This is a genomic window from Kitasatospora sp. NPDC092286, from assembly GCF_044755565.1.
Classification (GTDB): domain Bacteria; phylum Actinomycetota; class Actinomycetes; order Streptomycetales; family Streptomycetaceae; genus Kitasatospora.
Map to the genome: position 1 here is coordinate 1 of NZ_JBIVRD010000007.1, position 20,775 is coordinate 20,775.

The 20,775-nt window shown below is 72.3% G+C and carries 15 protein-coding genes; 9 read left to right on the plus strand and 6 right to left on the minus strand.

Annotated features, from left to right (window positions below):
- Positions 1-91: 91 nt before the first annotated feature.
- From ACIQIB_RS08870 to ACIQIB_RS08885, 4 genes are all read right to left on the minus strand, one after another.
- A complete protein-coding gene (locus tag ACIQIB_RS08870) occupies positions 92-1,306 on the minus strand; it encodes an ROK family protein (protein ID WP_400757371.1) in 1,215 nt (404 codons plus the stop codon).
- Between the two features lie 124 nt (positions 1,307-1,430).
- Complete coding sequence (locus ACIQIB_RS08875) at positions 1,431-1,952, minus strand: GtrA family protein (RefSeq protein WP_363604731.1); 522 nt, start codon at positions 1,950-1,952, stop codon at positions 1,431-1,433.
- Positions 1,953-2,031: 79 nt separating this feature from the next.
- A complete protein-coding gene (gene lon / locus ACIQIB_RS08880) occupies positions 2,032-4,458 on the minus strand; it encodes an endopeptidase La (protein WP_400757373.1) in 2,427 nt (808 codons plus the stop codon).
- Between the two features lie 145 nt (positions 4,459-4,603).
- On the minus strand, positions 4,604-5,404 hold the full coding sequence (locus ACIQIB_RS08885; RefSeq protein ID WP_363604728.1) for a rhomboid-like protein: 801 nt from the start codon (positions 5,402-5,404) through the stop codon (positions 4,604-4,606).
- Between the two features lie 553 nt (positions 5,405-5,957).
- On the opposite strand from ACIQIB_RS08885, the gene ACIQIB_RS08890 reads away from it, so the two are divergent.
- The 6 genes from ACIQIB_RS08890 to ACIQIB_RS08915 all read left to right on the plus strand — a co-directional run bounded on the left by ACIQIB_RS08890 (position 5,958) and on the right by ACIQIB_RS08915 (position 14,516).
- Positions 5,958-6,695, plus strand: a complete 738-nt coding sequence (locus tag ACIQIB_RS08890; protein WP_400655246.1) for a response regulator transcription factor — start codon at positions 5,958-5,960, stop codon at positions 6,693-6,695.
- Positions 6,696-6,828: 133 nt separating this feature from the next.
- Positions 6,829-7,920, plus strand: coding sequence for an ATP-binding protein (locus tag ACIQIB_RS08895; RefSeq protein ID WP_363604726.1), 1,092 nt, complete (start codon positions 6,829-6,831; stop codon positions 7,918-7,920).
- A 308-nt stretch (positions 7,921-8,228) separates the two neighbouring features.
- A complete protein-coding gene (locus tag ACIQIB_RS08900; protein ID WP_363604724.1) occupies positions 8,229-11,972 on the plus strand; it encodes a multifunctional oxoglutarate decarboxylase/oxoglutarate dehydrogenase thiamine pyrophosphate-binding subunit/dihydrolipoyllysine-residue succinyltransferase subunit in 3,744 nt (1,247 codons plus the stop codon).
- A 202-nt stretch (positions 11,973-12,174) separates the two neighbouring features.
- Positions 12,175-12,354 carry a DUF6104 family protein gene (locus tag ACIQIB_RS08905; protein WP_073926358.1) on the plus strand — a complete coding sequence of 60 codons (180 nt, stop codon included), beginning with the start codon at positions 12,175-12,177 and terminating at the stop codon, positions 12,352-12,354.
- Positions 12,355-12,562: 208 nt separating this feature from the next.
- Positions 12,563-13,462: a DUF4097 family beta strand repeat-containing protein gene (locus ACIQIB_RS08910; RefSeq protein ID WP_363604722.1), complete on the plus strand. Its 900-nt coding sequence runs from the start codon at positions 12,563-12,565 to the stop codon at positions 13,460-13,462.
- Position 13,463: 1 nt separating this feature from the next.
- On the plus strand, positions 13,464-14,516 hold the full coding sequence (locus ACIQIB_RS08915) for a helix-turn-helix transcriptional regulator (protein WP_400655240.1): 1,053 nt from the start codon (positions 13,464-13,466) through the stop codon (positions 14,514-14,516).
- 90 nt (positions 14,517-14,606) lie between these two features.
- On the opposite strand, the gene ACIQIB_RS08920 is transcribed toward ACIQIB_RS08915, so the two are convergent.
- Positions 14,607-15,569, minus strand: coding sequence for a zinc-binding dehydrogenase (locus ACIQIB_RS08920; RefSeq protein ID WP_400757375.1), 963 nt, complete (start codon positions 15,567-15,569; stop codon positions 14,607-14,609).
- Positions 15,570-15,837: 268 nt separating this feature from the next.
- Positions 15,838-17,034 carry an NADP-dependent malic enzyme gene (locus tag ACIQIB_RS08925; protein ID WP_400757376.1) on the minus strand — a complete coding sequence of 399 codons (1,197 nt, stop codon included), beginning with the start codon at positions 17,032-17,034 and terminating at the stop codon, positions 15,838-15,840.
- 974 nt (positions 17,035-18,008) lie between these two features.
- Here ACIQIB_RS08925 and ACIQIB_RS08930 point away from each other — a divergent pair.
- From ACIQIB_RS08930 to ACIQIB_RS08940, 3 genes are read left to right on the plus strand one after another with little or no spacing between them, the layout of a single operon-like run.
- On the plus strand, positions 18,009-18,947 hold the full coding sequence (locus tag ACIQIB_RS08930) for an ABC transporter substrate-binding protein (protein ID WP_363604716.1): 939 nt from the start codon (positions 18,009-18,011) through the stop codon (positions 18,945-18,947).
- Between the two features lie 36 nt (positions 18,948-18,983).
- Complete coding sequence (locus ACIQIB_RS08935; RefSeq protein ID WP_363604715.1) at positions 18,984-19,958, plus strand: amino acid ABC transporter permease; 975 nt, start codon at positions 18,984-18,986, stop codon at positions 19,956-19,958.
- A complete protein-coding gene (locus ACIQIB_RS08940; RefSeq protein ID WP_363604714.1) occupies positions 19,955-20,764 on the plus strand; it encodes an amino acid ABC transporter ATP-binding protein in 810 nt (269 codons plus the stop codon). Before ACIQIB_RS08935 ends, ACIQIB_RS08940 begins: the two co-directional genes overlap by 4 nt.
- Positions 20,765-20,775 lie beyond the last annotated feature (11 nt).

The window sequence follows — 20,775 nt, forward strand, 5'->3', positions numbered from 1 at the left end:
CAGTTGCGCTCGCGTCACACACCACGGTCTACCGGATCAGGACCCGCCGCGAAGGTGAATCACACAGATTGATCACGACCGAATACGCGCCCTAGTCCGCCAGACGGCCCGGGTCCGCGACGATCGCCCGCACCACGCCGACCGCGGCCCCCAGCAGCGGGCCGCGGCGGCCCAGCCGGGAGACCCTCAGCCGGTCCTCCGACCAGGGGCGGACGGTCACCCGGGCCGCCAGCTCGGCGCGCATCGACGGCAGCAGCCAGGGCGCCAGCTGGGCGTAGCCGCCGCCCAGCACCACCTCGGCCGGGTCGAGCAGGTTGACCGCCCCGGCCGAGGCGATGCCCAGCGCCGTCCCGGCCCCGGCCAGCGCGACGCGCACCTCCTCGTCCCCGGCCTCGGCCCGTTCGGCGAGCAGCGCCACCCAGTCGCCCCGGACCCCCTCCAGACCAGCCGCCCGCAGCACCGCCGCCTCCCCCGCGTACTGCTCCAGACAGCCGTACGCCCCGCAGGCGCAGCGGGGTCCGTCCGGGTGGACCGGCACATGGCCCAGCTCGCCCGCGTAACCGCGTGCCCCGCGCAGCAGCCGGCCGCCGATCACGATCGCCGCGCCGACGCCGGCCTCGGCCGAGACGTGCAGGAAGTGGTCGGGTCCGCCGCCCAGCCAGAGTTCGGCGAGCCCGCCGAGGTTGGCCTCGTTGTCCGCGTCCACCGGCAGCTCGGCCAGCTGCTCCGCGTTGGCCGCCCGCAGCGCGAGCCGCAGCTCGGCCGCGATCGGCACGTCCTGCCAGCCCAGGTTGGCGGCCCGCTGGAGCACCCCGCCCCCGGCACCGACCAGACCGGGGACGGCCAGCGCGAGCCCGGCCGGGCGCAGCCCCGCGTCGTCGGCGGCCCGGCGCAGCAGCTCGGCGAGGTCGGCCATCACGGCGGCGGGCCGCCGGCCGCGGTTGCGGATCTCCTGGCGGCGCCAGGCGCGGACCTCGCCGCGCAGGTCGACCACGCAGGCGCCGAGGTGCTCCACGCCGATCTCGGCGCCGATGCCGCCCGGCCCCCGCGGGTTGAGGCCCAGCGCGGTACCGGGTCGGCCGACCTTGCCGCTGGACGTGGCCGTGCCCTCCTCGACCACCAGACCTGCGGCGATCAGCTCTTCGGCGAGCGAGGAGACGGCCGCCCTGGTCAGCCCGGTCTCCGCGGCCGCCTCGGCCCGGGAGCGCGGGGAGCGCGCGATCGCGCCGAGCACCAGCGCCAGATTGGCCCGGCGCATGCCCTGCTGGCTGGCGGGTCCGGTCCGGGGACCGTCCGTCTCGCGCATCGCCCTCACCCGCTCGACTGCCGCGCACCGTGCCCATGGGGCCGGACGTTTGCAGCGTAATCGCGTTTGGCCCCGGTGGCCCGGAGCGGTCGGCCGGGCGCGGAGGGGCCGCTCCGGGCCACCGTCACGAGGTCCGCTGGGGCTGCTGCTCCATCCGGGCGACGGGCTGGGCGAGGCGGGTGAAGACCCAGCGCTGCATCGCCCAGAAGCGGAACAGCATCGCGACGAAGGTGCCGACGACCATCCCGCTGAGGAAGTCGGCCACCTCCTGGGTGAGGGCGCTCACCTGGGGCTCGCGCAGGTCCAGGAGGTAGCGCGAGAGGATCAGCGGGATGTCGTTGACGACGATCGCCACCACGCTGACCAGGAAGAACAGTGCGGCCTCGCGTCGGCGCCCGACCGCCCGGAAGGACCACCGGCGGTTCAGCACGTAGGAGACCGCCGTGGCGGCCACGGTCGCGATGGTGAGCGCCACCACCGGTTTCCGCTCCAGCAGGGTGAACTTCAGCGAGAAGTTGATCACCGTCGTCAGCACGAAGCAGGAGGCCCCGACCAGCAGGACCTTCACCAGCCTGCGGTGCCTGACCAGGAACGGGCGCAGACGGGCCGGCACCCTGGCCAGGGCTCGCTGCGTGGGGGACGGCATCCTCGCAGTCTGGCACGAGGTCTGCCGCCCCCTCCCGTCCGGCGGCCGGGCCGGGTGACGCCCGGACCGCTGCCCACCGTCAGGCGGCGACCAGCACCTCGGCCGGCTCCAGGGCCAGCCTCAGCACCTCCCGGACGTCCGCGACCGGGTGGACGGTGAGCCGCTCCAGCACCTCGGCCGGGACGTCGTCCAGATCGGCCTCGTTCCGCTTGGGGATGATCACCGTGGTGACCCCGGCCCGGTCGGCGGCGAGCAGCTTCTGCTTCACCCCGCCGATCGGCAGCACCCGCCCGGTCAGCGACACCTCGCCCGTCATCGCCACGTCGGTGCGCACCTTGCGGCCGGAGAGCAGCGAGGCCAGCGCGGTGGTCATGGTGATGCCGGCGCTCGGCCCGTCCTTGGGGACGGCCCCGGCGGGGACGTGCAGGTGCACGCCGCGGTCGCGCAGCGAGGTGACCGGCAGCTCCAGCTCGGCGCCGCGCGAGCGCAGGTAGGAGAGCGCGATGTGCGCGGACTCCTTCATCACGTCGCCCAGCTGCCCGGTCAGGGTGAGCCCGGTGCCGCCGGTCTCGGCGTCGGCGAGCGACGCCTCGATGAAGAGGACGTCGCCGCCGGCGCCGGTGACCGCGAGGCCGGTGGCCACGCCGGGGACGGCGGTGCGCCGCTCGGCCGGCTCCTGGGCCGCCTCGGGCACGTGGTGCGGGCGGCCGATCAGGGCGCGCAGGTCGCCCGCGCCGATCGCGGCGGGCAGCTCCCGCTCGCCCAGCTCGCTCTGCGTGGCGATCCTGCGCAGCACCCGGGCGATCGAGCGCTCCAGGTTCCGGACGCCGGCCTCGCGGGTGTACTCGCCGGCCAGCCGGCGCAGCGCCTCCTCGTCGACGGTGACCTCGCCGTCCTTCAGCCCGGCCTGCTCCAGCTGGCGCGGGAGCAGGTGGTCCTGGGCGATGACGACCTTCTCGTCCTCGGTGTAGCCGTCCAGGCGGACCAGCTCCATCCGGTCGAGCAGCGGCCCGGGGATGGCCTCCAGCACATTGGCGGTGGCGAGGAAGACCACGTCCGAGAGGTCCAGCTCGACCTCCAGGTAGTGGTCGCGGAAGGTGTGGTTCTGCGCCGGGTCGAGCACCTCCAGGAGGGCGGCCGCCGGGTCGCCCCGGAAGTCGGAGCCGACCTTGTCGATCTCGTCCAGCAGGACGACCGGGTTCATCGAGCCGGCCTCCTTGATGGCGCGCACCAGACGGCCGGGCAGCGCGCCGACGTAGGTGCGCCGGTGACCGCGGATCTCCGCCTCGTCCCGGACACCGCCGAGCGCGACCCGGACGAACCTCCGGCCCATGGCGCGGGCCACCGACTCGCCGAGCGAGGTCTTGCCGACGCCGGGCGGGCCGACCAGCGCCAGCACCGCGCCCCCGCCCGCCCGGCGCGCGCCGCCACCCGGCTGCTCCTGGGGGCTCGCGGCCGGCCCGGTCCGCTGGTCGGCCCGGCGCTTGCGCACCGCCAGGTACTCGACGATGCGGTCCTTGACGTCGGCCAGGCCGGAGTGGTCGGCGTCCAGCACCGCACGGGCGCCGGCGATGTCGTAGGCGTCCTCGGTGCGCTCGTTCCAGGGCAGCTCCAGGACGGTGTCCAGCCAGGTGCGGATCCAGGAGCCCTCGGGCGACTGGTCGGAGGAGCGCTCCAGCTTGTCGACCTCCTTGAGGGCCGCCTCGCGGACCTTCCCGGGCAGGTCCGCGGCCTCGACCCGGGCGCGGTAGTCGCCCTCCTCGTCCGCCGGGTCGCCGTTCAGCTCGGCCAGCTCCTTGCGGACCGCCTCCAGCTGCCGGCGGAGCAGGAACTCCTTCTGCTGCTTGGCGACGCCCTCCTCGACGTCCTTGCGGATGGTGTCGTTGACCTCCTCCTCGGCGAGGTGGTCGCGCAGCAGGCCGAGCGCGTACTCCAGCCGGACCACCTGGTCCGCCTCCAGCAGCACCTTGAGCTTCTGCTCGGCGGTGGCGAAGGGGGCGTAGCCGATGTTGTCCGCCAGCTCGCCGACGCCCTCGATCTGGGCGACCCGGTCGACGATCTGCCAGGCGCCGCGCTTGCGCAGCCACTGGGTGGAGAGCGTCTTGTACTCCTTGACCAGCTCGGCGGCGCGTCCGGCCACCGGGGTGCCGGCCGAGGACTCCCGGAACGGCGTGGTCTCCACCCAGAGGGCGGCGCCGGGACCGGTGGTGCCGACGCCGATCCGGGCCCGGCGGACGGCGCGGACCAGCGCCGCCGGATCCCCGTCGGCCAGCCGGCCGACCTGCTCGACGGTGGCGAGGGTGCCGACCGCCGCGTACGAGCCGTCCACCCGCGGGACCAGCAGGACCTGGGGCTTGCCGGTGCCGGTGGCCGCCGCCCGGGCGGCCTCGACGGCGGCGCGCACCTCGGTGTCCTTGAGCTCCAGCGGGACGACCATGCCCGGGAGCACGACCTCGTCGTCGAGCGGCAGCACGGGCAGGGTGAGCGGTGTGGACGTCGATGCCATGATCTCTCCCCAGTCAGCGAACTTGAGTTGACCTGACTAAGGTTTCGCGGGCACCGGATGTTCCCGAGGCCTTGTTCGCCGTGAGCGAACAGGGAAGGCTGCGGCCCGGGCTGTCAAAAACGCCTGGCCCAGGCCCCGCGCGGGGCTACCCGCGGTCCAGCACCGCGGCCCCGCCGGGCCCGGAGGCGGAGGCCGCGGAGGCGGCCGGCGTACGCAGCCGGCGCGGCCGCAGCCTGCCGCCCCCGTCCCGCCGGAGCCAGCGCCAGAGCACCACCCCGGCGAGCACCGCGACCGGGTGGCCGATCCCGGTGACCAGGTCCCGGTCGGTGAGGATCTGGTCGGCGATCATCGCTCCGACGCCGCCCAGCGCCAGCAGCCGCCCGCGCGGCGGCAGCAGCCCGGCCAGCGCGCCGAGGCTGGCCAGCACGCCGTAGCTGACGCCGATGTCCAGGTAGTCCATCGCCTCGGACTCCATCCGGCCGGTCGCCACGGCGGTGATCACCACCGCCTGGGAGAGCACCGTGGCGGTGATGTGCCCGATCGCGAACACCGCCGCCGCCCGGGCCGCCCCGACCCGGCGCTCCAGCGGCGCGACGGTGAAGGCGAACGCCCACAGGTAGGGCATCCAGATCGGCCCCGCCACCCAGAAGCCACTGAAGAGCAGCGCGCGCACGGGGTGGTGCAACAGGTTGTGCCCGTCCGAACTGGACGCCTCCTGGAGGCGCAGCACCAGCTCCGGATCGGCGAGCCTGGCGAAGGTGGTGGTGGCCCCGACCGCGGCCAGGTAGCCGAGCGCGAAAGGGTTGCGCCGCGGCGTCGGCACCCGGGCCAGCACCCACTCGGCCACCCCGGCCCGCAGGCCGTGCCGCAGCAGGCCGTACGGCGGCCCGGCGGGCGGCGCCGGGCGGGAGCGGGCCGGTACCGCACCCTGCCGCCACTCCGCCATGCCGCCTCCGCTCAGATCCGCAGACACCGGTTCACACCCGGTGCCAACGTACCGGCGCGCGCCGGAAATCCCACCCTCGGCAATCTCGTGACCACGGTACGTCGAGGTTCTGGGAGCCCGCTGGGAAAACCCCGTGAGGATCACCGGGCCCGGGGTCGCCCGTCACCCGGGATTGGTCCAGACCTTCTCTCCGTTCACGCGCCGGCACGGGTCCTGACCGGCGTCTCAACGTCAACCCGGGTGCATACGTACCGTTACGGAGTGAAAAATCGCCGGGTAAGGTATCGGCCCGTGCCCACTTGCGAGTGGGTCCGCGGACGGCCCCGACGGCCGGCCCACGGGCCGGAAACGTCCGGTCCACCTGCCGGGAGGCACCCGCTGTCCGTACGCTGCGAAGTGTGCGGGACAGGTGGGCGGTCGACACCCGCCCTCCGGTCCCCGCGCGCGACGGGACGGCGGACCCGGCACAGTCCACGACGGAACAAGACTACGAGCGGAGCCCCGCCATCCCCATCGGTGGCCGGCCCGCAGCCCTGGGGGCGGTGGCGTGACCGTGACAGAAATTCAGCAGGACAACACCAACAGCGGCGGCACGGTGAGCAGCCAGCGCAGAGTGCTGGTGGTGGAGGACGAACCGACGATCGCCGAGTCGATCGCGGCCCGCCTGGGCGCGGAGGGCTTCAAGGTCGCAGTCGCCCACGACGGCCCGGGCGCCGTCGACGGCTTCCACACCTGGCAGCCGGACCTGGTGGTGCTCGACATCATGCTGCCCGGCTTCGACGGCCTGGAGGTGTGCCGCCGGATCCAGGCCCAGCGCCCGGTCCCGGTGCTGATGCTGACCGCGCGGGACGACGAGACGGACCTGCTGGTCGGCCTCGGCGTCGGCGCGGACGACTACATGACCAAGCCGTTCTCCATGCGCGAGCTGGCGGCCCGGGTCAACGTGCTGCTGCGTCGCGTCGAGCGCGCCCAGCAGGCGGCCAGGACGCCGGCGCTCGGCAGCCTGCGCTTCGGCGAGCTGGAGATCGACCATGTGCAGCGCCGGGTCCGGCTGGCCTCGGGCGACGTCCACCTGACGCCGACCGAGTTCGACCTGCTCGCCTGCCTGGCCGCCCAGCCGCGCGCGGTGCTCACCCGCGAGCAGCTGCTGGCCGAGGTCTGGGACTGGACGGACGCCTCCGGCACCCGCACCGTCGACAGCCACGTCAAGGCGCTGCGCCGGAAGATCGGCGCCAGCTGGATCCGCACCGTCCACGGCGTCGGATACGCCCTGGAGGCCCCGCACCCCTAGGGTCACCGGGCACCGGGCCTCCGGGGGGCCCGCATCCCGGACCGCCGCGCGAACCGCGCGGGGGGAGCACCCACGGGGGAAGCACAGGGGACCAATGACCTTTCCACAGCAACGCGACGGGGACACCGCCGGCATGCGGCAGCCCACCCTGGCCGCCCGCGCCGCCCGCCGGGTCTGGGCCGACATCCGGCCGCTCGACCCGGTCCGCTCCATCAAGGGCAAACTCGCCCTGCTGGTGATCGTCTCGGTCTTCCTCGCCACCGGCATGGTGGTGGTGGCCATCCGGTCCGAGACCCAGATCCGGATCATCATGGTCTTCTCCATGATCGCCTCGCTGCTCTTCATGCAGTTCCTCGCGCACGGGCTGACCGCCCCGCTGCGCGACATGACGGCCGCCGCCCGCGCGATGGCCTCCGGCGACTACAGCCGCCGGGTCGAGGTGAACTCGCGCGACGAGATCGGCGAGCTGGCGGCCGCCTTCAACCTGATGGCGGCCGACCTGGAGGCCGCCGACCGCCACCGCCGCGAACTGGTCGCCAACGTCTCGCACGAGCTGCGCACGCCCATCGCCGCGCTGCGCGCCGTGCTGGAGAACGTCGTCGACGGCGTCGTCCAGCCGAACCCGGCGACCCTGGGTGCCGCGCTGGAGCAGACCGAGCGGCTCGGCCGGCTGGTCACCCATCTGCTCGACCTCTCCAAGATCGACGACGGGGTGGTCGACCTGGACGCGCGTTCCTTCGAGGTGCGCGAGTTCCTGGACGGCGTACTGCGCGGGGTCACCGTGGACGGCGCGACAGCGGGCGGGGCGTTCTCCCGGCGCGGGGACGTCCGGCTCGCGCTGGAGGTCAGCCCGGCAGGCCTGACCGGCGTCGCCGACCCGGAGCGGCTCCACCAGGTGGTCGCCAACCTGGTCGACAACGCCTGCAAGCACTCCCCGCCCGGCGGCACCGTGACGGTCCGGGCCCGGCCCGGCGCCGAGCCGGGCGCCCTGCTGCTGGAGGTCGAGGACGAGGGCCCGGGCATCCCGCCGGCCGACCGGACCCGGGTGTTCGAGCGGTTCAGCCGCAGCGGCACCGCCACCGCCCAGGGGCCCGGCGCCGACGGCGGCACCGGTCTGGGGCTGGCCATCGCCCGCTGGGCGGTGGATCTGCACGGCGGCCGGATCGAGGTGGCCGAGGCCGCCCGCGGCTGCCGGATCGAGGTCCGGCTGCCCGGTCCGCGGTGAGCCTCGTCGCATTCGCGTCGGACGGACTTCGCCGTCATGTCACAGGACGGACACAGACATACACGAAGATCATTCGGTGCTTCCGGGATGCTTTGTCCGGTTTCGTCCAGATATGTGCACTGATCGACCGTGATCGCTTCCCCTCCGATGCGGCTTTCTAACGCACATTTTCAGCCAAACTGCAGGTCAGCACTGTGATCTGGGCGACGCCTGAGCCCCGGGGACTGCGCGATCACTGGTCAGGGGCGTAGCCTTAATCCCCGCTGTCCAAACATCCCAAAAGGAAGCGGAAGAGGGCGGTTGCCGCCGTGTCGCCACAGTCCCCTGAAACCCCCAATAGCTCGGCAAGTTCCACTGGCTTCGGCCCCAATGAGTGGCTCGTCGATGAGATCTACCAGCAGTACCTCCAGGACCCGAACTCGGTCGACCGAGCCTGGTGGGACTTTTTCGCCGACTACAAGCCCGGTACCGAGGTGACCCCAGTGACCCAGGCCGCGACCCCGGTCGGCACCACGCCGACTCCCGTTGCCGCCCCCGCGCCCGCCGCTGCCGCTCCCGCCGCGCCGGCCGCACCCGCGACCGCCCCGGCGGCCCCGGCTCCGGCTCCCGCGCCGCTCGCCGCAGCCCCCGCCGCGCCGCCGGCCCCCAAGGTCGCCGCCCCGGCTCCGGCCGCGCCGGCCGCCACGGCGGGCCCCGAGCTAGTCCAGCTGCGCGGCCCGGCCAAGGCCGTCGCCACCAACATGGACGCCTCGCTGGAGGTGCCGACCGCGACGTCCGTCCGCGCGGTGCCCGCCAAGCTGCTGATCGACAACCGCATTGTCATCAACAACCACCTGCAGCGCGCCCGCGGCGGCAAGGTCTCCTTCACCCACCTGATCGGTTACGCCCTGGTCCAGGCCGTCAAGGCCTCGCCGGGCATGAACCACAGCTACAAGGTGGAGAACGGCAAGGCCTTCCTGGTCAAGCCCGAGCACGTGAACCTGGGCCTGGCCATCGACCTGGTCAAGCCCAACGGCGACCGCCAGCTCGTCGTCGCGGCCATCAAGAAGGCCGAGACCCTCGACTTCTTCGGCTTCTGGCAGGCCTACGAGGACATCGTCCGCCGGGCCCGCGCCAACAAGCTGACCATGGACGACTTCACCGGCGTCACGGTCTCGCTGACCAACCCCGGCGGCATCGGCACCGTGCACTCCGTGCCGCGCCTGATGCAGAACCAGGGCACCATCGTCGGCGTCGGCGCCATGGAGTACCCGGCCGAGTTCCAGGGCTCCGCCCCGGAGACCCTGTCCCGCCTCGGCGTCTCCAAGATCATGACGCTGACCTCGACCTACGACCACCGCGTCATCCAGGGCGCGGCGTCCGGCGAGTTCCTGCGCGAGATCCACCGGCTGCTGCTCGGCGAGAACGGCTTCTACGACGAGATCTTCGAGTCGCTGCGGATCCCGTACGAGCCGGTCCGCTGGGCCACCGACGTCGCCACCACCCACGACGACGAGGTCAACAAGACCGCGCGCGTCATGGAGCTGATCCACTCCTACCGGGTCCGCGGCCACCTGATGGCCGACACCGACCCGCTGGAGTACAAGCAGCGCAAGCACCCCGACCTGGACGTCACCACCCACGGCCTCACCCTGTGGGACCTGGAGCGCGAGTTCGCGGTCGGCGGCTTCGGCGGCCAGCGGATGATGAAGCTCCGCGACATCCTCGGCCTGCTGCGCAACACGTACTGCCGCACCGTCGGTATCGAGTACATGCACATCCAGGACCCGGCGCAGCGCAAGTGGCTGCAGGAGCGCCTGGAGAAGCCGTACACCAAGCCGGAGCGCGAGGAGCAGCTGCGCATCCTGCGCCGGCTGAACTCGGCCGAGGCCTTCGAGACCTTCCTGCAGACCAAGTACGTCGGGCAGAAGCGCTTCTCGCTGGAGGGCGGCGAGTCGCTCATCCCGCTGCTGGACGCCACGATCGACGCGGCCGCCGAGCACCGCCTCGACGAGACCGTGATCGGCATGGCCCACCGCGGCCGTCTGAACGTGCTGGCCAACATCGTCGGCAAGCCGTACGGCAAGATCTTCGGCGAGTTCGAGGGCAACCTCGACCCGAAGTCGATGCACGGCTCCGGCGACGTGAAGTACCACCTCGGCTCCGAGGGCACCTTCACCGGCCTGGACGGCGAGACCATCAAGGTCTCGCTCGCCGCGAACCCCTCCCACCTGGAGGCCGTGGACCCGGTCGTCGAGGGCATCGCCCGCGCCAAGCAGGACATCCTGGACCAGGGCGGCACCACCTTCCCGGTGCTGCCGATCCAGATCCACGGCGACGCGGCCTTCGCCGGCCAGGGCGTCGTCGCGGAGACCCTGAACATGTCGCAGCTGCGCGGCTACCGCACCGGCGGCACCGTGCACATCGTGGTGAACAACCAGGTCGGCTTCACCGCCGCCCCGGCCTCCTCGCGCTCCTCGATGTACTGCACCGACGTGGCCCGGATGATCGAGGCCCCGATCTTCCACGTGAACGGCGACGACCCGGAGGCCGTGGTCCGCGTCGCGCGGCTCGCCTTCGAGTTCCGTCAGGCGTTCCACAAGGACGTCGTGATCGACCTCATCTGCTACCGCCGCCGCGGTCACAACGAGGCCGACAACCCGTCGTTCACCCAGCCGCTGATGTACGACCTGATCGACAAGAAGCGCTCGGTGCGCAAGCTGTACACCGAGGGCCTGATCGGTCGCGGCGACATCACCATGGAAGAGGCGGAGCAGGCGCTCCAGGACTTCCAGGGCCAGCTGGAGAAGGTCTTCGCCGAGGTCCGCGACGCCGCCCAGACGCCGGCCCCGGCCGCCGTCGGCACGCCGCAGGCCGACTTCCCGGTCAGCATCCAGACCGGCATCTCCCAGGAGATGGTCAAGCGGATCGCCGCCTCGCAGGTCAACCTGCCGGACTGGCTGACCGTCCACCCGCGACTGCTGCCGCAGCTGCAGCGCCGCGCTGGCTCGGTCGAGGACAACACCATCGACTGGGCGATGGGCGAGACCCTCGCCATCGGCTCGCTGCTGATGGAGGGCCACCCGGTCCGCCTGGCCGGCCAGGACAGCCGCCGCGGCACCTTCGGCCAGCGCCACGCGGTGCTGATCGACCGGGTCAGCGGCGAGGACTACACCCCGCTGCTGTACCTGACCGAGGACCAGGCCCGCTACACCGTGTACGACAGCCTGCTGTCCGAGTACGCGGCGATGGGCTTCGAGTACGGCTACTCGCTGACCCGCCCGAACGCGCTGGTCATGTGGGAGGCGCAGTTCGGCGACTTCGTCAACGGCGCGCAGACCGTGGTGGACGAGTACATCGCCTCCGCCGAGCAGAAGTGGGGCCAGCACTCCGGCGTCACCCTGCTGCTGCCGCACGGCTACGAGGGCCAGGGCCCGGACCACTCGTCCGCCCGCCCGGAGCGCTTCCTGCAGCTGTGCGCGCAGAACAACATGACGGTCGCCATGCCGACCCTGCCGTCGAACTACTTCCACCTGCTGCGCTGGCAGGCGCACAACCCGCACCACAAGCCGCTGGTCGTCTTCACCCCGAAGTCGATGCTGCGTCTGAAGGCCGCGGCGAGTGCCACGGAGGAGTTCCTCTCCGGCTCGTTCCGCCCGGTCATCGGTGACACCACCGTCGACCCGTCGCAGGTCCGCAAGGTGGTCATCACCGCGGGCAAGTTCTACTACGACGTCGAGGCGGCCCGTGCCGAGCGCGGGATCACCGACACCGCGATCGTCCGGGTCGAGCGCCTCTACCCGCTGCCGGTGGCCGAGCTCCAGGAGGAGCTGAGCCGCTACGGCGACGACGTCCAGTTCATCTGGGCGCAGGAGGAGCCGGCGAACCAGGGTGCCTGGCCGTTCATCGCGATGAACCTGGTCGACCACCTGGAGGTCGTCATCGGCCGCAGCGCCGGCGACTCGCGCCTGCGCCGCGTCGCCCGCACGGCCTCCTCGGCCCCCGCGGTCGGCTCGGCCAAGCGCCACGCCGCCGAGCAGCTGGGTCTCCTGGAGGAGATCTTCTCGCTCTGACCCCCGGTCGGACCGAACGGCCCGGGCCCCCGCGCACACCGCGCGGGGGCCCGGGCCGTTTCGCGGTGCCGCCGCGGTCGCGGCCGTGGAGGCCGCCGGCCCCACCACCGGGGCCGCCGGGGTGACCCTCGGCACCTGGCGGGCCAACGGCCAACCGGGTCTATCCTGACCAGGTCGAATTCCCGTCTGACCGGAGCGAACCGTGTACTTCACCGACCGCGGCATCGAGGAGCTGGCGAGCCGGCGCGGCGACGAGGAGGTCACCTTCGAGTGGCTGGCCGAGCGCCTGCGCGAGTTCGTCGACCTCAACCCCGACTTCGAGATCCCGGTCGAGCGGCTGGCCACCTGGCTGGCCCGGCTCGACGACGAGGACGACGAGTAGACCGCTGACACCGCCCCACCGAGGGGCCTGAAGGGCCCGGGAGACCACCGTCTCCCGGGCCCTTCGCGCTGCGCCCCTCGCCCTTCACCCCTAGGGGGCGGATCCGGGTCCGGCTCCGGGATCGGGGCGCTTGACTTCACCGTCACGCGATATATCGTCTTTAAAAGAGAACGCGATACATCGTGAGTCGCAACGGGAGGCGGCAGAGATGAGCCAGTGGACGGTCGAGGGACCCGACAGGATCACCATCGACGAAGCGGTCCGCGCGCTGCACGTGCGGATCATCGACGGCACGGTGAACGTGGTGGCGGCCGAGGGGCCGGCCCGCCTGGAGGTCACCGAGCTCAAGGGCGAACCGCTGCACGTCACCCTGGTGGACGGCGTCCTGACGGTCACCTACAAGGACATCAGCGGCTGGAGCGAGTTCGGTGAGGTGCTCAAGTCGGTCGACTCGGTCAAGGGGTTCTTCGCCTCGTTCAAGCGCAAGCGGGTGGCCGGGATCACCCTGACCGTGCCGGCCGCCGCCGAGGTCAAGGTGGGCGCCGTCTCGGCGGACACCACCGTCTCGGGCATCGCCGGGCACGTCTCGGTGCAGAGCGCCAACGGCGACACCACCCTGGTCGGCCTGGCCGGCCGGACCGACATCAACACCGTCACCGGCGACGTGGACGCCCAGTCGGTGGCCGGACAGCTCCGGCTGAACACCGTCTCCGGCAAGCTCACCGTGGTCGCCGGCACCGCCGACAGGGTGCAGGCCAACGCCGTCACCGGCGCGGTCACCCTGGACCTCGACGCGGCCACCCCGACCGACATCAAGGTCACCACGGTCAGCGGCCCGGTCGGCGTCCGGCTGCCCTCGCTGGCCGACACCAAGGTCGAGGCCGGCACCAACAGCGGCGACATCTCCAGCACCTTCGAGCAGCTCAAGGTCGGCGGCACCTGGGGCGCCAAGCGACTCTCCGGCCAGCTCGGCGACGGCAAGGGCAGCCTCGCGGTGACCACCGTCTCGGGCTCCGTCACCGTGCTGCGCCGCCCCGACACCGAGGAGGACGGCCCGGTGGTCGTCAAGGAGCTCCCGGCCGGCCCCGACCTCACCAAGGAGGCATGACATGAGCCCCGTCTTCGGCCACGGCCGGCTCCGGCTCTACCTGCTGAAGCTGCTCGACGAGTCCCCCCGGCACGGCTACGAGGTGATCCGCCTGCTGGAGGAACGGTTCCAGGGCCTGTACGCGCCCTCGGCCGGCACCGTCTACCCGCGGCTCGCCAAGCTGGAGCAGGAGGGCCTGGTCGCGCACAGCACCGAGGGCGGTCGCAAGGTCTACCGGCTCACCGACGCGGGCCGCACCGAGCTGGCGGCCCGCCAGGGCGAGCTGGACGAGCTGGAGCTGGAGATCCGCGACTCGGTGGCCCAGCTCGCCGGGGCGATCCGCGAGGACGTCCGGGACAGCGCCAAGGACCTGCGCGAGGAGCTGTGGAGCGCGGCGAAGAAGGCGCAGCAGGAGGCGCCGGAGCAGGCCGGGGGCGGGGACCCGTGGGCCGGACCGTGGGGGGACAAGGACGCCTGGCAGCGCGCCAAGGAGGAGTTCACCCAGTTCAAGAAGCAGGCGCGGGAACAGGCCAAGCGCGCCAAGGAGCAGGAGAAGGCGGCCAAGGCCAAGGCGAAGGCCGCCGAGGAGGAGGCCCGCCGGCTGCGCGAGCAGTCCCGGGCGGCGCGGACGGCGGCGCAGCAGGAGGCGCTGCGGATCAAGCGCCGGGTCGAGCAGCAGGTCCGTGACCACGCGGCCCGCGGCGACTGGCCGACCGGGCTGGCCGAGGGGCTGTCCGAGCTGACCAGGGGTCTGGCCGGGCTCGCCGACGCGGCCCGCTGGGGCCACTCGGCGGAGGAGCGGAGCGAGCAGGCCGCCGAGCAGGTCACCGTCACCCGGATCGACCTCGACAAGGACGGCACCGGCGGGCCCGCCGCCGTACCGGCCGACCTGCCGGCGTGGACGGCGACCGACCCGGCCGGTGACCCGGCCCGGGAGCTGGAGCGGCTGCTCGACCGCTTCCGCGACCAGGTGCGCGACGCGGCCCGGGACGGCGGGGTGAGCGCCGACCGGCTGGCCGAGGCCCGCTCGGTGCTGGGTGCGGCGGGCGAGCGGCTGCGGCGGCTGCTGGGCTGACCCGCCACCGGCCGACGGCCGATGCGGCGGGCCCGGCACTCCTCGGGGGAGGTGCCGGGCCCGCCGCGTGGGTCGCGTCGGGCCGGGCCGTCAGGGCGTGAGGACGATCTTCCCGAAGACGTCGCCCTTGGCGAGCCGGGCGAAGCCGTCCCGCGCCTCGGTGAGCGGCAGCACCGAGTCGATCACCGGCCGGACACCGGCGGTGGTGCAGAGCGAGAGCAGCCCGGCCAGCTCCTCCTTGCTGCCCATGGTCGAGCCGACCACCCTGAGCTCCAGGAAGAAGATCCGGTTGAGCTCGGTGGCGGTCGGGTTGGCTCCCGAGGTGGCCCCGGAGATGACCACGGTGCCGCCCGGGCGCAGCGACTTCACCGAGTGCGCCCAGGTGGCGGCGCCGACCGTCTCCATCACCGCGTCCACCCGCTCGGGCAGCCGGGCGCCGCTCGCGAAGGCGGCGTCCGCGCCGAGTCCCAGCGCCCGGTCGCGCCTGGTCTCGTCCCGGCCGGTGACCCAGACCCGCAGTCCGGCCGCCTTGCCGAGGACGATCAGCGCGGTCGCCACGCCGCCGCCGGCGCCCTGCACCAGGACGGTGTCGCCCGGCTTGACCCCGGCGTTGGTGAACAGCATCCGATAGGCCGTCAGCCAGGCGGTGGGCAGGCAGGCGGCCTGCTCGAAGCTGAGTTCGGCGGGCTTGGGCAGCAGGTTCCAGGTGGGGACGAGCACCTGCTGGGCGAAGGTGCCCTGGTAGCGCTCGGTGAGGATGGACCGCGGCTCGTCCGGGCCCACGCCGTGGCCGGTCTGGCCGATCACCGAGTGGACGACCACCTCGTTGCCGTGCTCGTCGACACCGGCGGCGTCGCAGCCGAGGATCATCGGCAGCCGCTCGGCGGGCAGCCCGACCCCGCGCAGCGACCAGAGGTCGTGATGGTTGAGGCTGGCGGCCCGGACGGTGACCAGGCTCCAGCCGGGGCGGGCCTGCGGCTCCGGGAGTTCACCCGACTCCAGTCCGCTCAGCGGGTCGTCGGCGTCGATTCGTGCGGCGTAGGCGGCAAACATGGTCCGGACGATAGCCGCGACGGGCGGGGCCCGGTAGCCCTCTCCCCCCCCGGGTCGCCTCCGGGCGCTCGGACCCGCCGCCGACACTCCTCACTCCGGCGCTCGTGTCCCTCTTTTCCCCCGGGTCGCCTCCGGGCGCTCGGACCCGCCGCCGACACTCCTCACTCCGGCGCTCGTGCCTCGCTTGTCGCTCGTCGCTTTCGGCAGCGGGGCGCCCTTCGGCTCCCCGGGGAGCCGAAGGGCGCCCCGGGGAGCCGTTGACGCCGGGTCAGCGGCGGGCGACGCCCTCGGCGCGGGCGGCCTCGGCGACGGCCCTGGTGACGGCCGGGGCGACCCGCTCGTCGAACGGCGAGGGGATCACCTTCTGCGGGGTCAGCTCGTCGGCGACCACCCCGGCCAGCGCCTTGGCGGCGGCCAGCTTCATGCCCTCGGTGATCCGGGCGGCCCGGACCTGGAGGGCGCCCGCGAAGATGCCGGGGAAGGCCAGCACGTTGTTGATCTGGTTCGGGAAGTCGCTGCGCCCGGTGGCGACGACCGCCGCGTAGCGGTGCGCGACCTCGGGGTGGATCTCCGGGGTGGGGTTGGCCATCGCGAAGATGAACGCGCCCTCGGCCATGGTGGCGACGACCTCCTCCGGCACGGTGCCGCCGGAGACACCGATGAAGACGTCGGCGCCGGCCATCGCGTCGGCCAGCGAGCCCTTGAGGCCGGCCCGGTTGGTCTGCGCGGCGATCTCGGCCTTGACGTCGGTGAGGTCGCCCCGGCCGTCGTACACCACGCCGCGCCGGTCGCAGACCGCGACATCGCCGATGCCGGCGGCCAGCAGCATCTTGGCGATGGCGATGCCGGCCGCGCCGGCGCCGGAGATGACGGCGCGCAGGGAGCCGATCTCCCGGCCGGTGATCTTGGCCGCGTTCCACAGCGCGGCGGTGGTGACGATCGCGGTGCCGTGCTGGTCGTCGTGGAAGACCGGGATGTCCACGGCCTCCTGGAGCCGGCGCTCGATCTCGAAGCAGCGGGGGGCGGAGATGTCCTCCAGGTTGACGCCGCCGAAGGAGGGCGCCAGCCGGACGACGGTCTCGATGATCTCGTCCACGTCGGTGCAGGCGAGCGCGATCGGGACGGCGTCCACCCCGCCGAACTGCTTGAACAGGATGGCCTTGCCCTCCATCACGGGGAGCGAGGCCTCCGGGCCGATGTCGCCGAGGCCGAGCACGGCGGTGCCGTCGGTGACGACGGCCACCGTGTTGGACTTCCAGGTGTAGTCGTTCACGAGCTCGGGCTGTTCGGCGATGGCCGTGCAGACCCGTGCGACACCGGGGGTGTAGGCGAGGGACAGGTCGTCCGCGTCGCGCACCGGGACGGTCGCCCGGATCTCCATCTTGCCGCCGCGGTGGAGCGCGAAAACGGCGTCGACCGGATCGTCGGTGTCCTGGGTGCTGCTGTGGATGATCTCCGCTGCCACGATGACCTCTTCGTCATTGGTTCAGCGAGGACGCGTGGCCGACGGGCGGACGACCCCGCCGGAAACCGGAAACCGGGTACGCCGAAGCGGACCCGGGAGCGGGGGTCGGGGCGCTGCCGTCGGGGCGGCGCCCTCGGATGAGGGTGTTCTGTCTTAATTTGTCGGCACTGTGCTTCCGGGCCGAGCGTAGGCCGGACGACGGCATCGCACCTATGCCTTTTCGTCCTCGTCACGTGCATTTCATTCGCCGACAGCCACCTTGACGGCGTCCGGCGTCGGAGGCACCGGGCCCCGGCGACGGCAATGGCGAACGAGTACCCACACCCGCGGGAGTGAACACAGACACGGAGGTGAGCCGGTGCCTCGGATACGGAGTCGACGTCGGAGACTTCCGTTCCTGCGCACCCCGAGCCTGTCGCGACTCGGCGGTCTGGGTTCGAGCATCGGGGGTCGCCCGGTACCGAATTCTGACACACCCGGTACCCGGCCCGGCAGGCCGGGAGGGCGGGACCGCCCGTTCCGCCCGCGTACGCCTGCGTACGCCTGCGCGGCGCTCCGGCAGCACCCCGCCCCTCCCGGCACGGCACGGCACGGCGAAAACCGCATACCTATACGGAGGGTGACAGGGACACGGTATTCGTCCGAATAGCGGACAAGGTGCACCCTCGTTATCCGATTTTGATCTGAATGAGGGCCACCCGGCCGTCGTCAGATGGCAGGATTCCCCCCATCTCGGATCGAGCCGGCCACTGGTCGAGGCGGTTCGGTCAACGTCCACCTCGGCGGAGGGTGGCGGAAGCAGTCCCCTGCACCACCCTGCGCGAACCCCCGCCCAGGCCATGCACGACCGGCACTGCCCGTACGACGACGCACAGCGAAATACACCCGGTACAGCGCCGAACGGCCTGCTGCCCCGGTGCGCCGCGCCCCCGCGGCGCGCTCCGCCCGACCTCTCCCTCAGGAGGAGATCCCCCATGACCGCCCGTACCCAGCGCACCCGCCTCCTCGCGGCCGGCGCGGTAGTCGCGTCCGTCTCGCTCGTCCTGACCGGCTGCGGCAGCAGCAAGTCCTCCTCCGCCTCCGGCGGTTCGGGCGCGGCCAACCCGAGCGCCAGCGTCGCCGCCGTCACCGCCGACCCGGCGCTGGCCGCCCTCGTGCCGGCCGACGTCAAGTCCTCCGGCAAGCTGGTCGTCGCGGCCGACGCCTCCTACGCGCCCAACGAGTTCAAGGACGACAAGGGCAACATCGTCGGCATGGACGTCGACCTGGCGAACGCGGTCGCCAAGCGGCTCGGCCTGACCGCCGACGTGCAGAACGCCGACTTCACCTCGATCATCCCGGGTATCGCGGCCAAGAAGTACCAGCTCGGCATGAGCTCCTTCACCGACACCAAGGAGCGCGAGCAGACCGTCGACATGGTCACCTACTTCACCGCGGGCAGCGCGATCGCCGTGAAGAAGGGCAACCCGGACAAGATCGACCCCAAGGACCTCTGCGGCAAGAAGGTCGCCGTCCAGACCGGCACCACCCAGGCCGACGAGGTCCGTGACACGCGCAACCCCGACTGCGCCAAGGACGGCAAGCCCGCCATCCCCGGCGACGGCGACAAGTTCTCGCTCCAGACCGATGTCACCCAGGCCCTGGTGGCCGGCCGCGACCAGGTCATGATGGCCGACTCCCCGGTGATCGACTACGCGCTCAAGCAGACCAACGGCCAGCTGGAGAAGCTCGGCGACACCTACGACAGCGCGCCCTACGGCATCGTCCTGGAGAAGGGTTCCGGGCTGACCAAGGCCGTCCAGGGCGCCGTCCAGTCGCTGATCGCCGACGGCACCTACAAGCAGATCCTGCAGAAGTGGGGCGTCGAGGCGGGCGCGCTCGGCACGTCCGAGATCAACGCCGCCAAGAGCTGACCTCCGCCGAACCACACCCCCTGAGGCGACCTCATCGTGAAAACTTCCGACCAGGGGCAGGTGACACCGGGACGGTCCGAGACCATCAAGGCCGTCCCGGTCCGCCACCCCGGACGCTGGGCCGGAGCAGTCGTCATCGTCGTCCTCCTGGCGATGCTGCTCAACGCCCTGATCAACAACCCCGCCTTCCAGTGGGACGTCGTGGGCGACACCCTCTTCAACGACCAGATCCTGCACGGCGTCGGCGTCACGCTCGAACTGACCGCGCTGGCCATGGTGATGGGCGTGATCGGCGGCGTCGTCCTCGCGGTGATGCGGCTCTCGCCCAACCCGCTGCTCTCCGGCACCGCCTGGCTCTACATCTGGATCTTCCGCGGCACCCCCGTACTGGTCCAGCTGGTCTTCTGGAACTTCCTCGCCGCGATCTGGCCCAAGCTGTCGCTCGGCATCCCGTTCGGGCCGGCGTTCTGGTCCGAGTCGACCAACTCGCTGATCCCGGTCTTCACCGCGGCGCTGCTCGGTCTCGGCCTCAACGAGGCCGCCTACATGGCGGAGATCGTCCGCGGCGGCCTCCAGTCGGTGGACGAGGGCCAGACCGAGGCCGCCCACGCGCTCGGCATGAGCCGCGCGGCCGCGCTGCGCCGGATCGTCCTGCCGCAGGCCATGCGGGTGATCATCCCGCCGACCGGCAACGAGACCATCTCGATGCTCAAGACCTCCTCGCTGGCGAGCGCCATCGCGCTGGAGGAGCTGTACCAGGCCGGCCACAACATCTTCTCGCGCACCTTCCAGACCATCCCGGTGCTGATCGCGGTCTCCGTCTGGTACCTGTTCCTGACCTCGCTGCTCACCACCGGCCAGTACTACATCGAGCGGCACTACGCCCGCGGTACCAACCGGACGCTCCCCCCGACCCCGGTCCAGCGGCTCCGCCGCCTGTTCGCCGGCAAGCCCGTGCCGAGCGGGAAGCACGACGTGGTTCCCGGCCTTGAGGGAGGTGGCCACGTATGACCGATCTGACCAAGACCCCCGCGACCCCGGCCGACGCCGGCACCGACGGCCCGATGGTCAGGGCCGAGGGCGTGCGCAAGTCGTACGGCCTGGTCGAGGTGCTCAAGGGCATCGACCTGGAGGTCAAGCAGCGCGAGGTGTTCTGCCTGATCGGCCCCTCCGGCTCCGGCAAGTCGACCTTCCTGCGGTGCATCAACCACCTGGAGAAGATCAACGCCGGCCGCCTCTGGGTGGACGGCGAACTGGTGGGCTACCGGCAGAAGGGCGACCGGCTGCACGAGCTCAAGGACCGCGAGGTCGCCCTCAAGCGGCGCGACATCGGCATGGTGTTCCAGCGCTTCAACCTCTTCCCGCACATGACCGCGCTGGAGAACGTCATCGAGGCGCCGGTCCAGGTCCGCAGGGAGGCCAAGGCGTCCGCCAGGGAGCGGGCGATGGCCCTGCTGGAGCGGGTCGGCCTGGCCGACAAGGCGAAGAGCTATCCGTCCCAGCTCTCCGGCGGACAGCAGCAGCGCGTCGCGATCGCCCGCGCGCTGGCCATGAAGCCCAAGCTGATGCTCTTCGACGAGCCCACCTCGGCGCTCGACCCGGAGCTGGTCGGCGAGGTGCTGGACGTCATGCGCGGTCTGGCCGACGAGGGGATGACGATGATCGTCGTCACCCACGAGATGGGCTTCGCCCGCGAGGTCGGCGACGCGCTGGTCTTCATGGACGGCGGTGTGGTGGTCGAGTCCGGCACCCCCCGCGACGTGCTCACCGACCCGCAGCACGAGCGCACCCGCGCGTTCCTGTCCAAGGTGCTCTAGGACGCTCCCGT

Excerpts from the sequence above, each read along its gene's own strand:
- ACIQIB_RS08870 (WP_400757371.1), bottom strand. The coding sequence starts at position 1,306 with ATGCGCGAGACGGACGGTCCCCGGACCGGACCCGCCAGCCAGCAGGGC.
- ACIQIB_RS08875 (WP_363604731.1), bottom strand. The coding sequence starts at position 1,952 with ATGCCGTCCCCCACGCAGCGAGCCCTGGCCAGGGTGCCGGCCCGTCTG.
- lon (WP_400757373.1), bottom strand. The coding sequence starts at position 4,458 with ATGGCATCGACGTCCACACCGCTCACCCTGCCCGTGCTGCCGCTCGAC.
- ACIQIB_RS08885 (WP_363604728.1), bottom strand. The coding sequence starts at position 5,404 with ATGGCGGAGTGGCGGCAGGGTGCGGTACCGGCCCGCTCCCGCCCGGCG.
- ACIQIB_RS08895 (WP_363604726.1), top strand. The coding sequence starts at position 6,829 with ATGCGGCAGCCCACCCTGGCCGCCCGCGCCGCCCGCCGGGTCTGGGCC.
- ACIQIB_RS08910 (WP_363604722.1), top strand. The coding sequence starts at position 12,563 with ATGAGCCAGTGGACGGTCGAGGGACCCGACAGGATCACCATCGACGAA.
- ACIQIB_RS08915 (WP_400655240.1), top strand. The coding sequence starts at position 13,464 with ATGAGCCCCGTCTTCGGCCACGGCCGGCTCCGGCTCTACCTGCTGAAG.
- ACIQIB_RS08920 (WP_400757375.1), bottom strand. The coding sequence starts at position 15,569 with ATGTTTGCCGCCTACGCCGCACGAATCGACGCCGACGACCCGCTGAGC.
- ACIQIB_RS08930 (WP_363604716.1), top strand. The coding sequence starts at position 18,009 with ATGACCGCCCGTACCCAGCGCACCCGCCTCCTCGCGGCCGGCGCGGTA.
- ACIQIB_RS08940 (WP_363604714.1), top strand. The coding sequence starts at position 19,955 with ATGACCGATCTGACCAAGACCCCCGCGACCCCGGCCGACGCCGGCACC.